The sequence below is a fragment of the Jannaschia pohangensis genome (genome assembly GCF_900113875.1).
Classification (GTDB): domain Bacteria; phylum Pseudomonadota; class Alphaproteobacteria; order Rhodobacterales; family Rhodobacteraceae; genus Jannaschia; species Jannaschia pohangensis.
In genome coordinates this window covers 475,528-489,177 of the sequence record NZ_FORA01000002.1, presented here as the reverse complement: position 1 = coordinate 489,177, position 13,650 = coordinate 475,528, and the positions used below count along the sequence as shown (strand labels likewise).

Below are 13,650 nucleotides of genomic sequence, written 5' to 3'. Positions count from 1 at the left end.
GACACCCCGCAACGCAAGGCGGCGCCCCGATCCGGGACGCCGCGCTGTGTTCGAAATCCGACGGTTCAGTGCAGGTCGAACCGGTCGGCCTCCATCACCTTGGTCCAGGCGGCGACGAAGCTGGGGATGAAGGTCTCATCCGCATCGTCGGCGGCGAAGACCTCGGCCAGGGCCCGCAATTGCGAGTTGGAGCCGAAGACCAGATCGACGCGCGTGCCCGTCCACTTGACGTCGCCGGTTGCGCGGTCGGTGCCCTCGAAGCGGGTCTCGCTGTCGTTGGTGGCGCGCCAGACGGTGCCCATGTCGAGCAGGTTGACGAAGAAGTCGTTCGTCAGCTGACCGGGACGGTCGGTGAAGACACCCTCACTGGAGCCGTCGTGGTTGGCCCCCAGAACCCGCAGGCCGCCGACCAATGCGGTCATCTCGGGTGCCGAGAGGCCGAGAAGCTGCGCGCGGTCGACCAGCAGTTCCTCGGCGGAGACCCGGAACTCCTTCTTTTGGAAGTTGCGGAAGCCGTCGGCCTGTGGCTCCAGCACGTTGACCGACTCGACGTCCGTCTGGTCCTGCGTGGCGTCGGTGCGACCGGGCGTGAAGGGCACCGTAACACTGTGACCGGCAGCCTTGGCCGCGGCCTCGACCCCGGCGGACCCGGCCAGAACGATCAGGTCGGCGAGCGAGATCTTCTTGCCAGCGGCACCGGCGTCGAAGTCGGCCTTGATGCCCTCCAGAACGGACAGGACGCGGGCCAGCTCCGTGGGCTGGTTCGCCTCCCAATCCTTCATCGGGGCCAGGCGGATGCGCGCGCCGTTGGCGCCGCCGCGATTGTCCGAGCCGCGGAACGTGGAGGCCGAGGCCCAGGCCGTCGTCACCAGATCGGCAATCGACAGACCCGAGGCCAGCACCTTGTCCTTGAGCGCCGCGACGTCGGAGGCATCGACCAGCGGGTGATCCACGGCGGGAACCGGGTCCTGCCAGATCATCTCTTCGGTCGGGACGAGCGGGCCGAGGTAGGTGCTCGACGGTCCCATGTCGCGATGCGTCAGCTTGAACCAGGCGCGGGCGAAGGCATCGGCGAACTTGTCTGGGTTCGCGTGGAAATCGCGGGAGATCTTCTCGTAGGCCGGGTCCATGCGCATCGCCATGTCGGCGGTGGTCATCATGATCGGCACATACCCGTTGCCATCGACCTGCGGTGCCTGCGAGCCGTCGTCAATGACCTTGGGTTTCCACTGGTTCGCACCGGCGGGGCTTTTCGTCAGCTCCCACTCATAGCCGAAGAGCGCGTCGAAGTACGACATGTCCCAGGTGGTCGGCGTGGGGGTCCAGGGACCCTCGATGCCGCTGGTAATCGCGTCGACGCCCTTGCCCGACTTGTGGGTCGAGGTCCAGCCGAAGCCCTGGGCGGCCATGCCCGCACCTTCCGGTTCCACGCCGACATGGGCCGCATCGCCCGCGCCATGGGCCTTGCCGAAGGTGTGACCGCCGGCGACCAGAGCCACCGTCTCCTCGTCGTTCATCGCCATGCGGGCGAAGGTCTCGCGGATGTCGCGGCCCGAAGCCTTGGGATCGGGGTTTCCGTCGGGGCCTTCGGGGTTCACGTAGATCAGGCCCATCTGCACGGCGGCCAGCGGGTTCTCCAGAACGCGGTCGCCGGTATAGCGGGTGCCGGGGCCACCGGACACGGCCAGCCACTCGGTCTCTTCGCCCCAGTAGATGTCCTCCTCCGGCTCCCAGATGTCGGCGCGGCCCCCGGCGAAGCCGAAGGTCTTGAAGCCCATCGTCTCCAACGCGACGTTGCCCGCCAGGATCATCAGGTCGGCCCAGGACAGCTTGTTGCCGTACTTCTGCTTGACCGGCCACAGCAGGCGGCGGGCCTTGTCGAGGTTGCCGTTGTCGGGCCAGGAGTTGAGCGGCGCGAAGCGCTGCGTCCCCGACCGCGAGCCGCCGCGCCCGTCGGCGGTGCGATAGGTTCCGGCCGAGTGCCAGGCCATGCGGATGAAGAACGGGCCATAGTGGCCATAGTCGGCGGGCCACCAATCCTGGCTGTCGGTCATAAGCGCGGTGAGGTCGGCCACGACCGCATCCATGTCGAGCGACTTGAACGCCTTGCCATAGTCGAAGCCCCGCCCGAGCGGATCGGACCGCTCACCGTTCTGGTGAAGGATCTTGATGTTGAGCTGATTGGGCCACCAGTCCCGGTTGGACCGGACCTTGTTGGTGGCATGCATCACCGGGCACTTGGCGATATTTCCCAGATCGTTTCCGTCCATCTCATCTCTCCGCTTATTGGAATCGGGGCAGGGCGCTCCGCTTTCTGGCCTGCGTTTAACAGAGCCATCCCATTAGTTTGAGTTGCATTTTTTCATCATATCGATAATCTGAGATTATGAACGCCATCACCCTGAGACAATTGCGCTATTTCGACGCGTTGGCCCGCCATGGTCATTTCGGACGTGCCGCCGAAGTCTGTGCCATCTCGCAACCGGCCCTGTCGGTCCAGATTCGGGAGCTGGAAGAGACCCTGGGCGGCAAGCTCGTGGAACGCGGTGCGCGCCAGGTGCGTCTGACGCCCTTGGGCGAGACGTTGATCCAGCGGGTTCGCGAAGTCCTGACTGGGGTGGAGGAATTGGGGGACATGGCCCGGGCGGCGACCGGACCGGGTCTCGGGCGGCTGCGCCTCGGGATCATTCCGACGGTCGCGCCCTATCTGCTGCCCGCGCTCATCAAGCGGCTGACGCAGGAGGCGCCGGAGCTTGACCTGCATCTGCGCGAAACGCTGACGCCGCGCCTGCTGCGCGAATTGGGCGAGGGGCGGATCGACGCGGCCATCGTGGCCCTTCCGGTGTCGGAGCCCGCCTTTGCCGAGGTTGCCTTGTTCGAAGAGGAGTTCGTTCTGGTCCGCCCCGAAGCGGACGCCGATCAACCCGTGCCCGACGGCGAGACCCTGCGCCGGATGCGACTGCTGCTGCTGGAGGAGGGGCATTGCTTCCGCGATCAGGCGCTGTCGTTCTGCAAGGCGCCGAGTGCGATGTCCCACGACGGGCTCGATGGCAGTTCCCTGACCACCCTCGTGCAGATGGTGGGTGCGGGCATCGGCGTGACGCTGATCCCGGAAATGGCGATTGCCGTCGAAGCCCCGTCGGCGGCCGTTTCGGTGTCGCGGTTTCGCGACCCCAAACCGACCCGGACCATCGGGATGATCTGGCGGCGCAGCAATCCGATGGGCGACCGCTTGGCGGGTCTGTCGGAGATGGTGCGGGCCTGTGCGCCTGCGCAGTCAGGCTGAGGTCAGTCGTCCCATTCCACGTCAAAACGGGTGACGACGGCCTGCACCTGATCGTCGGTCAGGGCGCGCGCGTTGATGCCGCGCATCATCATGGCCAGGCGCGCGGTATCCTCCAACTCTTCGATGGCGTTGCAGGCGGCCTCCACGTCCTTGCCCGCCACGACAGGACCGTGGTTGGCCAGCATCACGGCGCTGCGCTTGCCCGCAAGTCCGCGCACTGCCTCTCCCATGGCTGGGTCACCCGGCAGGAAGAAGGGCAACAGTTTGACCCGACCCAGTTTCATCAGGCCATAAGGCGTCAGCGGCGGCAGGAAGTCGTCGGCATCCGCGTCGGGCATCATCGACCAGGCCACCGAATGACAGCTGTGCAGATGGACCACGGCCCCGGCGCTTCTGCGGGTGTCGTAGAAGGCGCTGTGGAGCGGCATCTCTTTGGTCGGACTGTCACCCGCGACGTGGGTGCCGTTTGCGTCGAAGCGGCTGAGCCGGGCCGGGTCGAGGCGTCCGAAACTCGTCCCCGTGGGCGAGACGAGGAGGCCGCCGTCATCCGTCCGGGCGGAGATGTTGCCGGTGCTGCCATGGGTCAGGCCCCGGTCGAAGAGGGACTTCGCCAGAAGGCAGATCTGGTCGCGCAGGTTGCTTTCGGTGCTCATGGCGGGAAGGTTGCCGGAAATCGCCGCAGGAACAAGAGCGTTCGACCGGTCATCGGTCTTCGCGGTCGGTGCGGCGCACCCTCTGCCACACCGCGAAGTCCGGCTGGTCCGGGGGGCGATCCGGCCGGTTCCAGCAGGCGCGCAGGCGGCCATCTGGACTCAGGAAAAGTGTTTGACGCCATTCCAGATCGGCTCCTACCATCGAAGGTGCCAAAAGAAGGTTCCGAAACAGGGAACCAGACTGTCACGCTTGTTGATCGTCACCAACGGGAGATCGAAATGTTCAAGAAAACCGCATCCGCCGCCCTGCTCGGCGTTGCTGCCGCACTGGCCGGAACCACGGCCATGGCCGATGGCCACGGCGAAATCACCGTCGCCTATTTCCTCGAATGGCCGATGCCGTTCATGGTCGCCAAAGAGTCGGGCGCCTATGACGAAGCGCTCGGTGTCAAGGTGAACTGGGTCGCCTTCGACACCGGCACCGCGATGAGCGCCGCGATGGCGTCGGGCGACGTCCAGATCGCCGTCAGCCAGGGTGTGCCGCCCTTCGTGGTCGCGACCTCGGGCGGACAGGATATCCAGGCTGTGGATGTGGCAGTCAGCTATTCCGACAACGACAACTGCGTGGTCGGCACCAACCTCGAGATCGACGCTTCGACCGCAAGCGAACTGGCCGGCAAGAAGGTCGCCGTGCCACTCGGCACCGCTGCGCATTACGGGTTCCTGCGCCAGATGGACCATTTCGGTGTGCCGCTCGACACGCTCGAAATCGTCGACATGGCCCCCGCCGAGGGTGCGGCCGCGCTCAGCCAGGGTGCCGTGGATTTCGCCTGCGGTTTCGGGGGCGGTCTGGCCCGGATGAAGGAGCACGGCAACGTCCTGCTGACCGGCGCGGAAAAGGAAGAGCTTGGCATCCTGGTGTTCGACGTAACCTCGGCCCCGGCCGATTTCATCGCGAACAACGGCGAGATGGTTTCGGCCTTCCTCGCGGTGACGGCGGAAGCCAACGAAGCCTGGAAGACCAACCCCACCGAAGAGATGATGGCCACCATCGCCAAGGAATCCGGTATGGAGCTCGAGGCGGCGCGGGACGCCATCTCGACAATGAAGTTCCCGAGCGTCGAAGAGCAGCTGTCCGAGAAATGGCTGGGCGGAAACGCGGCGACCTTCATGAAGGGCGTGGCCGATGTCTTCGTGACGGCCGGGTCGATCGAGTCGGCCCTCGACAGCTATGAGGACACCGTGAACGCCGGGCCGCTGTCCGCCGTCGCGCAGTGAACCAAAGCAAATGAAGACGCCCGGCGAGCCTCGCCTCGCCGGGCTTTTTGCTGCGCGACGACCTGGGCGCTAGCCCAGATAGTCGATGATCGGACAGTCGGGCCGGTCATCGCCCCGACAACTCTGCACCAGATGCGACAGCGTGTCGTGCAGCGCCTGAAGCTCTCGCTGTTTGAGCGTGATTTCATCGAGGCGCCGGGAGGCGATCTGCTTGACCTCCGCGCTGCTGCGTCCGTGATCCTGATAGAGATCGAGCAATTCGCGGCAGGCGTCGATGCCGAAGCCGAAGGCCCTGGCCCGGCGCACGAACACCAGTTTGCGCAAGGCCGTGGCGTCATAGGTGCGATAGCCCGCGTCGGATCGCGACGTCGGCGACACCAGCCCGATGTCGGCATAATAGCGGACCGTCTTGACCGGCAGACCCGCCGCTTTGGCTGCTTCGGAGATGTTCATGTGGTCCCCTTGACCTTCCAGTTGCTGGAGGGTCTATATCCGGGTCGAACACGGATCAAGCGGCCCGGGGCCGATCAGACGCGGAGCGATACCATGCCCAAGGACACGACGACGAAGACGGCCACGCTTTATCGCATGGTGATGACGGATCACATGTGTCCCTATGGCCTGAAGTCGAAGGACCTGCTTGAACGCAAGGGCTATGTCGTCGACGACCGCCACCTGACGAGCCGGGCGGAGGTCGACGCCTTCAAGGTCGAACAAGGGGTCAAGACGACACCGCAGACCTTCATCGACGGTGACCGCGTGGGCGGGTTCGACGACCTGAGCGCGTTTTTCGGCAAGGAGCCGGTCGCCAAGGACGGCACGACCTATCGTCCGGTCATCGCGCTGTTTTCCGTGGCGGCCCTGATGGCGGTCTGTGTCACCTGGTTGACGCTCGGGACCGTTCTGGCCGGGCGGACGATCGAGCTGTGCATCTCGATTTCCATGGTTCTGCTTGGCTTGCAGAAGCTTCAGGATGTGGAGCGGTTCGCGACGATGTTCCTCAACTACGATCTGCTGGCGCAGAAGTGGGTGCGCTACGGCTATGTCTATCCCTTCGTCGAGACCGGGGCCGGCCTTTTGATGATGGCCGGTGTCCTGACGTGGATTTCCGCCCCCGCCGCCCTGTTCGTCGCCAGCATCGGCGCGGTCAGCATCTTCAAGGCCGTCTATATCGACAAGCGGGAGTTGAAGTGCGCCTGTGTCGGCGGGGACAGCAAGGTGCCGCTCGGCTTCGTGTCCCTGACGGAAAACATCATGATGATCGGCATGGCCGTCTGGATGCTCGTGAAGGTCATGTGATCGACTGGGGCGGTTCGTCAGTGTCCGGAATAGGCTGAAAACACGCCGAAGGCCCCGACGGCGATCAGGCTGATCGCCCAGACCAGATCGAGGTTGAGCCAGGTCTTCGAGATGAATTTCAGGCCCAACCAGGCATGGACCGCCGCCGCGATCAGCCCGCCCGACAGCGTCATCGCAAGGGTATGGGCCGCGGCGACGGCAAAGGCGGTGCCCACGTTCCCGGACATCAGCGTGCCTGCCGCCACATGGCCGGCATCCTCGGGGGGCACGGCACAGATCCCCAGAAAGATCGGGACCAGCATCAGCCCCGCGCCATGCGCCATCGCCGCCAGGAACGACCACAGCGCGAGCCGGGCGGGATGTACCCGCGCCAGGATCTTTGGGTGCCGCCGGTTGATCAGCAGATAGATGCCCATGGCGATAACCAGAAGGCCCGCGCCGATCCGGATCTCGACCGACCAGCGGACGAGGAAGATCATCAGCGAGAACGGCAGCAGGATCGCGATCATGGCCACGAAATGTCCCGCCGCCAGCATCGCGAGCGCCCGGGGCAGGGCCTTGTGCCGCCGCTCCATCAGCGCGGCCGACACGGCCAGGGGCCATCCCATCCCGGGATTGATGCCGTGATAGATGCCCGAAAGGATGACGGCCCCCCAAAGGGCCGTCACCGACGTCATGTCCTCGAGCATCTAGACCGACGGATAGCAGAAGCTGTCGGTCGAGCAGTCCCCGCCCTCGAGCCGGATCTGGTGTGACCGAAGGCCCTTGGGGAAGTCGATGTAGAAGTCCTTGTTGAGGGTCAGGCCGCCGTTCTCGCCCACATCGGCCATGACCATCTGTCCGCCCTCGTCATCGGGGTAGAACTGATCGTCCCAGGTCGAATAGAGCGAGTTGGTCCAATAGACGCGCTTTCCGTCGCGGCTGATCTCGACCATCTGGGGACCATAGGCAAAACCCTTGCCGTTCGGGTGCTTGGTGCCGCGCGCGATGCCGCCCAATTCGACCTTGCCCGCCAGAACCGGGTTCATCGGGTCGCTGACGTCGTATTGGTGCATCTCGCCCAGACCCCAACAGGCCACATAGAGGTATTTGTCATCGAGGCTCAGGTCGATGTCCGTGACCAGGGGTGGCACCGCGCCGAACCCCTGCAGCAGCGGGGGCAGGTTGGCGGGGTCTTCGGGACGCGGGTCGATGGTGATGGTCTTCTTGGCCTGCCACGTGCCGTCTTCGCCGCGCCACCAGGTGAAGATTGCACCTTGCAGGTTCGTGGTGTCCACCACCACCCCGCAAAAGCCGTAGGATTTGGTCGGATCGTGGGCCGGGCGGATTTCCAGCGCCATCTGGTAATTCTCGCCGAAGTCGATCGTCTGGACGTTCTTGCGTGCGCGCAGGTCCCAGAAGTGGATGGAATGGCCGTATTTGTTGGACAGAAGGTCCTCGGGCACGATCCCGTTCTCGAACTGCGGCGGCAGGCCCCATTCGGAGCTGACCATGTAGTCCTGCGGCAGATTCCACCAGAAGTCGTAATGCTTGTCCTGCTTGCCGCGGTCCATCTCGTAGCGACCGATGATCTCGAAGGTCTCGCAATCCATGATGAAGATGCCCGGCGGGCCGTCGGTGCCGTCCTTGCCGCCGCCACCGAGACAGGACACATAGATGCCCTCGGGTCCGCAATGGATGGTGTGGGGGCGCGAATAGCCGGTCTTGGCGAACAGCTCTTCGGGCTCGATGGTCTTGTGGATATGCGCCTTCAGCGGTTCCTTGACGTCGATGACATAGATGCGCGACGACCGGATGCCCGGCACGATCAGGTAGCGCCGTTCCAGGAACGCATGACCCGACAGCGGTGACAGCGACGACGAACAGGCGTTCCAGCCGAAGTGATGGAATTCGTCGCCCGTATTCGGCACGATCACCTGATGGACGATCTGCCCATAGGTCTTGGAGTCGGATTTCAGGTCGATCACCGCGATGCCGTCCGATTGCGAGCCGTCGGGGCTCAGCATCACGGTGAAGGCATAGTTTTCCACCGGCGCCTGCATGGCAAGTTTGGGTGAAGCGTGAAATGTCGGATCTGGTCTCAGGTTCATGTCGTCCTCCCGGTTGATGATGGTGGCCCGTTTCGGGTCCGTTGCCTTTGGGCCCCTCCTCCGGGCCGTCCTGCCCTTGCCGCGGTCAGATCTCCGCCACGTTGCACAGCTGGATCGCACCGCTGATCTTGCGGGCGAGTCCGATCAGCTTCTCGCCGATCTCGGCCCGGTCCTCGTGCCCGAAGCGCCGGATCGGCCCCACGGCTCCGACGCTGAATGTCGCGCCGATGTTGCCGACCATGACCGGAGCGGCGACGCTGGCGATGCCCAGGTCGATCTCCTGGTCGCAATCGGCGAAACCGCGCCGGACGATCTGGGCGAATTCCGCCCGCAACGCTTCGGGCGAGGTCTTGGTGTGCCCGGTATATTGCGTCAGCCGTCCGGCCAGCAGGGCATCCTGGAACGCGGGCTCGGCGAAGGCCGCGATGGCCTTGGAGCACGAACAGGCATGCATGGGCCGCTCGCCCAGGCCCGGATGGATGAAGGCGCGGGCCGGGTCATCGGGGGTTTCCACGTGGATGATCTCGACCTTGCCATCGCGCAGGCGCGCCAGAAACATCGTCTCGTTGAACTTGTTTGCCGCCGACCGAAGCAACGGGGCCGCGCAGCGCCGGACATCCACATCCGACTTTCCCAGAAGGGCGATGCGGATCACCCGGTCACCGATCACATAGCGGCCATCGTCATGGGGCCGGTCCAGCATCTGCTGATCGGCCAATTGCTGAATCAGGCGATAGCACGTCGGGCGCGGCAAGCCCGATGCCTTCTGAATTTCGGCCACCGAGACAGGCCGCCCGGCAACGGCGACGATTTCCAGAAGACCGATCATGCGATCAAGGTGCATATTGACGCGTAGCCCTCGTAAGTCGAGACTATGTCTCAGAAGATGAACAAAACCGCCGCGAGGCAAGACAATTCTGAAGGGGAGGTCCGATGCGTACCAAAGCCGCCGTTGCCGTTGCCGCAGGCAAGCCACTGGAAATCATGGAAGTTAACCTCGAAGGCCCCCGCGCCGGCGAGGTTCTGGTGGAGATCAAGGCCACGGGCCTGTGCCACACGGATGAGTTCACGCGCTCGGGCGATGACCCCGAAGGCATCTTCCCCGCGATTCTGGGGCACGAGGGCGCTGGCGTCGTGATCGAGGTGGGCGAGGGCGTCACGTCGCTGGCCGTCGGCGACCACGTGATCCCGCTCTACACGCCCGAATGCCGGGAATGCGAATACTGCCTGAACCCCAAGACGAACCTCTGCCAGAAGATCCGCAGCACCCAGGGCGCGGGCCTGCTGCCCGACGGGTCGACCCGGTTCTCGATGCTCGACGGGACGCCGATCCACCACTACATGGGCTGCTCGACCTTCGCGAACCACACCGTCGTGCCCGAAATCGCGTTGGCCAAGGTCCGCAAGGACGCGCCCTTCGACACTATCTGCTACATCGGCTGCGGCGTGACCACGGGCATCGGCGCGGTCATCAACACCGCCAAGGTCGAGATCGGATCCAGGGCCATCGTCTTCGGTCTGGGCGGCATCGGCCTCAACGTGATCCAGGGCCTGCGGCTGGCGGGCGCGGATCAGATCGTCGGCGTCGACCTGAATGAGGGCAAGGTCGAGATGGCGACGCGCTTCGGCATGACCGACTTCGTGAACCCGTCCAAGGTCGACGGCGATCTGGTCGCCCATCTGGTCGGCCTGACGGGCGGCGGCGCGGATTACACTTTCGACGCCACGGGGAACGTGCAGGTGATGCGCACGGCGCTTGAGTCCGCACACAAGGGATGGGGCGAAAGCATCATCATCGGGGTGGCCCCTGCCGGTGCCGAAATCTCGACCAGGCCCTTCCAGCTCGTCACCGGGCGCAGCTGGCGCGGCACGGCCTTTGGCGGCGCGCGCGGGCGCACGGACGTGCCCCGGATTGTCGACTGGTACATGGACGGCAAGATCGAGATCGACCCGATGATCACCCACAAGCTGTCGCTGGACGAAATCAACCACGGCTTCGACCTGATGCACGAAGGCAAATCCATCCGCGCCGTCGTCGTGTTCTGACGCAGGGGCGTCCTAGGGCGTCACGGCCTCGGTCGTCATGGAAAGGTGCAGGTCCGTGCCCGAATAGGGGTGCGCGGCGATGGCGGCGTCGTTCAGCTCCACGCCCAGGCCCGGGGCGGTCGGGGGCAGGATATAGCCCTCGTTCCAGGTGATCGGCGTCGTCAGGAACTGCATGAGCGGGCCGTCGAAGCGGCCGATGGATTCAAGGATCAGGAAATTGGGGCTGCAGGTGGCGATTTGGATGTTCGCCGCCGCCACGACGGGGCCGCAATAGAGGTGCGGGGCGATCTGCGCCTGCCGGGTTTCGGCCATGGCGGCGATCTTCTTGGCCTCGAGCAGACCGCCGACACGGCCCAGGTTCATTTGCAGGATCGACGCACCCCCTGCCTCCAGCAGCCGGGCGAATTCGGTCTTGGTGCAAAGCCGTTCCCCGGCGGCCACGGGGATGGAGGTATAGCGCGCGACCTCGGCCATGTCGGCGGGGTTCTCGGGTGGGATCGGTTCCTCGAACCAGAGTGGATCATAGGCTTCGAGCCGCCGTGCCATACGCTTGGCTCCGGACACGGTGAACTGGCCGTGAGTGCCGAACAGAAGATCGGCCTTGTCGCCGACCGCCGCGCGGATCTGGCGGCAGAACGCCTCGGACCGGTCGAGGTCGGCCATCCGCGGCTGGTGCCCGCCCAGAACGGTGTAGGGCCCGGCGGGGTCGAATTTGACCGCGGTGAAGCCCCGTTCGACGGCTTCGGCGGCGGCCTCGGCGGCGATGTCGGGGTCGTTGTAGACATTGGGCTGATCGGGGTCGGGATAGACGTCGCCCTCGGCAGGGTAGAGGTAGGTATAGCTGCGCAGACGGTCATGCACCTTGCCGCCGAGCAACTCATAGACCGGCTGGTTCGCGGCCTTGCCGATGATGTCCCAACAGGCCATTTCCAGCCCGCTGAGCACACCCATGACGGTCACATCGGGGCGCAGGGTGAAGCCCGCGCCGTAGGTTTCCCGCCACATGCGTTCGATGCGGTGCGGGTTGCGGCCTTCGAATTGCCGCGCGAACACCTCCTCGGCCATCGCGGCACAGAGGTGCGGGCCGAAGGTCGCGTTGTAGATTTCGCCGACGCCGGTGATGCCGCAGGCGGTCGTCAGGCGCAGGAAGATGAAATAGCGCCCACCATGGCGCGGCGGCGGGTTTTCCACGACGAAGGTTTCAATGCTTTGAAGTTTCATCGTGCACCGCCTTGTTCGATGGGTTGTCTTGCGTCCTGCAGGATCATCTCCGCCCCTCGGGCCGCCAGCATCATCACGGGCGCATTCGTGTTGCCAGAGGTCACGTTCGGGAAGGACGAGGCGTCGATCACCCGCAGCCCCGCGACACCGTGCACCCGCAACCGCGCATCCAGCACTGAATCCCGCGCGTCATGGCCCATGCGGCAGGTGCAGCTGGCGTGATAGACCGATCCGGCCCGCGCCCGGAAATCCGCCAGCAGCGCGTCGTCGGTCATCGCGTCCGGGTCGGGCACCGCTTGCGTCACCGCCCGGATCGCCGGGGTCGCGGCCAGAGTCCGGACGGTCCGGCCTGCCGCAATCGCCATGGCGCGGTCTTCCTCGGTGGCCAGCGAATTGGGCCGGATGTCCGGGGCGGCGCGCGGGTCGGCCGATGTGATGACCACTTCGCCACGGCTGGTCGGGCGGCAGGGTTGTGCGCAGATCAGAAAACCCGGCGTCGGCGCGGCGTCCGTCTTACCCTCGCGACCCACGCAATAGGACATCGGGTTGCAATAGATCTGCAGGTCGGGCCGTTCCGATCGCCCAGACCGGACGAACCCGCCGATCTGATTGACAGGGATGGAGAGCGGCCCGCGCCGCGCCGCCAGGTATTCGAGGGCAGCCACGATCTTGCCGGGCCACCGCCCCAGGCGATTGTTCAGCGTCGCCTCGGTCGCGTCGAACTGGCAGGAGATGCCGAGGTGATCCTGAAGCCCCTGACCGACCTGCGCCAAGTTGCGGCGCACTTCGATCCCGAGGCTCTGGAGCAGGGCGGCGGGGCCGACCCCCGACAATTGCAGAAGCTGCGGCGAATTGATGGCCCCGGCGCTGAGGATCACCTCGCGCCGGGCCGTGACCGAGACTCGGCTTTCGCCCCTGCGGTAGTCGACGCCCGTCGCCACGCCGTCACGCAGGATGATCCGCTCGACCAAGGCCTCCGAGATGACGCGCAGGTTGGGACGTCCGCGCGCGGGCCGCAGGAACGCATCGGCGGCAGACCAGCGTCGGGCGTTCCGGACCGTCGCGCGCAGCGGGATGATCCCCTCGCGCGCGTCGCCGTTCAAATGGTCGGGCGTCTGCCATCCGCTTTCCCGGGCCGCTGCCAGGAAATGGCGCGAGAAGGGATGCATCCGGTGGTGCAGGTCGCTGACATGCACGGCCCCGGTTCCGCGAAGCCGACGCCCCCCGGTGCCGTCGGGTTCATCGTGGGTTTCCAACTGCGCATAGGTCTCGCGGACGGCGGCCCAGTTCCAGCCGGTCGCCCCGGCGCGGTCCCAATCGTCGAAGTCGTCGGGCAGGCCTTGCAGGTAGACCATCGCATTGATGGAGCTGGACCCGCCGATGACACGGCCCCGTGGCCAGAAGGCGCTGCGGTGATCCAGACCCGGGTCGGCGCGCGCGGTGTAGCACCAGTTCACCCGTGGATCGTCGAACGTCATGCCGTAGCCCAAGGGCACCTTGATCCAGAAGCGCTGATCGCTGCCCCCGGCCTCGATCAAAAGGACCGTGAAGCGACCGCAGGCCGACAGCTTGTCCGCCAGCACACAGCCCGCCGAGCCGGCCCCGACAATGATGAAATCAAAACCTTCCAATGACCCGCATCCCGCCCGCGCCCGATCGCTGGAAGAGGTCGCATAGTGGAATTGCCAATGCAAACGATGGATTTTCCGAAGACGCGCCGCCGCGTCCCACGCCAATTGACCCCAAGGCATTGGCGCCGCTGAAAGACCGGTGCCCG

General features: G+C 65.3%; 12 protein-coding genes. 4 read left to right on the top strand and 8 right to left on the bottom strand.

What is annotated here, in order from left to right; translation table 11 throughout:
• Nucleotides 1-65: 65 nt before the first annotated feature.
• Nucleotides 66-2,270: a catalase/peroxidase HPI gene (gene katG, locus BM002_RS09435; RefSeq protein ID WP_092779805.1), complete on the bottom strand. Its 2,205-nt coding sequence runs from the start codon at nucleotides 2,268-2,270 to the stop codon at nucleotides 66-68.
• A gap of 116 nt (nucleotides 2,271-2,386) precedes the next feature.
• Here katG and BM002_RS09430 point away from each other — a divergent pair, with 116 nt between their 5' ends.
• Complete coding sequence (locus BM002_RS09430; protein ID WP_092779803.1) at nucleotides 2,387-3,286, top strand: LysR substrate-binding domain-containing protein; 900 nt, start codon at nucleotides 2,387-2,389, stop codon at nucleotides 3,284-3,286.
• Nucleotides 3,287-3,288: 2 nt separating this feature from the next.
• On the opposite strand, the gene otnC is transcribed toward BM002_RS09430, so the two are convergent.
• Entirely contained in the window at nucleotides 3,289-3,939 is a 651-nt protein-coding gene (gene otnC / locus BM002_RS09425) for a 3-oxo-tetronate 4-phosphate decarboxylase (protein ID WP_092779801.1), read from the bottom strand.
• A 279-nt stretch (nucleotides 3,940-4,218) separates the two neighbouring features.
• Here otnC and BM002_RS09420 point away from each other — a divergent pair, with 279 nt between their 5' ends.
• On the top strand, nucleotides 4,219-5,217 hold the full coding sequence (locus BM002_RS09420) for a taurine ABC transporter substrate-binding protein (protein ID WP_092779799.1): 999 nt from the start codon (nucleotides 4,219-4,221) through the stop codon (nucleotides 5,215-5,217).
• Between the two features lie 69 nt (nucleotides 5,218-5,286).
• Here BM002_RS09420 and cueR read toward each other — a convergent pair whose 3' ends face one another.
• Nucleotides 5,287-5,670 (bottom strand): Cu(I)-responsive transcriptional regulator, encoded by a 384-nt coding sequence (gene cueR, locus BM002_RS09415; protein WP_092779797.1) that lies wholly within the window; start codon nucleotides 5,668-5,670, stop codon nucleotides 5,287-5,289.
• Between the two features lie 93 nt (nucleotides 5,671-5,763).
• On the opposite strand from cueR, the gene BM002_RS09410 reads away from it, so the two are divergent.
• Nucleotides 5,764-6,516: a glutaredoxin family protein gene (locus BM002_RS09410; protein ID WP_092780559.1), complete on the top strand. Its 753-nt coding sequence runs from the start codon at nucleotides 5,764-5,766 to the stop codon at nucleotides 6,514-6,516.
• A 17-nt stretch (nucleotides 6,517-6,533) separates the two neighbouring features.
• On the opposite strand, the gene BM002_RS09405 is transcribed toward BM002_RS09410, so the two are convergent.
• From BM002_RS09405 to BM002_RS09395, 3 genes are all read right to left on the bottom strand, one after another.
• On the bottom strand, nucleotides 6,534-7,205 hold the full coding sequence (locus BM002_RS09405) for a hypothetical protein (protein WP_092779795.1): 672 nt from the start codon (nucleotides 7,203-7,205) through the stop codon (nucleotides 6,534-6,536).
• Nucleotides 7,206-8,606, bottom strand: a complete 1,401-nt coding sequence (locus BM002_RS09400) for a selenium-binding protein SBP56-related protein (RefSeq protein WP_092779793.1) — start codon at nucleotides 8,604-8,606, stop codon at nucleotides 7,206-7,208. It abuts the gene before it with no gap.
• Between the two features lie 85 nt (nucleotides 8,607-8,691).
• Nucleotides 8,692-9,450: an IclR family transcriptional regulator gene (locus BM002_RS09395; RefSeq protein WP_092779791.1), complete on the bottom strand. Its 759-nt coding sequence runs from the start codon at nucleotides 9,448-9,450 to the stop codon at nucleotides 8,692-8,694.
• Between the two features lie 89 nt (nucleotides 9,451-9,539).
• Between BM002_RS09395 and BM002_RS09390 the strand changes: the two genes are divergently transcribed.
• Entirely contained in the window at nucleotides 9,540-10,652 is a 1,113-nt protein-coding gene (locus tag BM002_RS09390; protein ID WP_092779789.1) for an S-(hydroxymethyl)glutathione dehydrogenase/class III alcohol dehydrogenase, read from the top strand.
• A 12-nt stretch (nucleotides 10,653-10,664) separates the two neighbouring features.
• Here the strand turns inward: BM002_RS09390 and BM002_RS09385 are convergent, their stop codons facing one another.
• Both BM002_RS09385 and BM002_RS09380 read right to left on the bottom strand, forming a co-directional pair.
• Nucleotides 10,665-11,873: a mandelate racemase/muconate lactonizing enzyme family protein gene (locus BM002_RS09385; RefSeq protein WP_092779787.1), complete on the bottom strand. Its 1,209-nt coding sequence runs from the start codon at nucleotides 11,871-11,873 to the stop codon at nucleotides 10,665-10,667.
• The gene (locus tag BM002_RS09380) at nucleotides 11,870-13,504 is read right to left on the bottom strand and encodes a GMC family oxidoreductase (RefSeq protein ID WP_245749188.1); all 1,635 of its coding nucleotides are present in this window, start codon (nucleotides 13,502-13,504) and stop codon (nucleotides 11,870-11,872) included. The genes BM002_RS09385 and BM002_RS09380 overlap by 4 nt, the downstream gene beginning before the upstream one ends.
• Nucleotides 13,505-13,650: the final 146 nt, after the last annotated feature.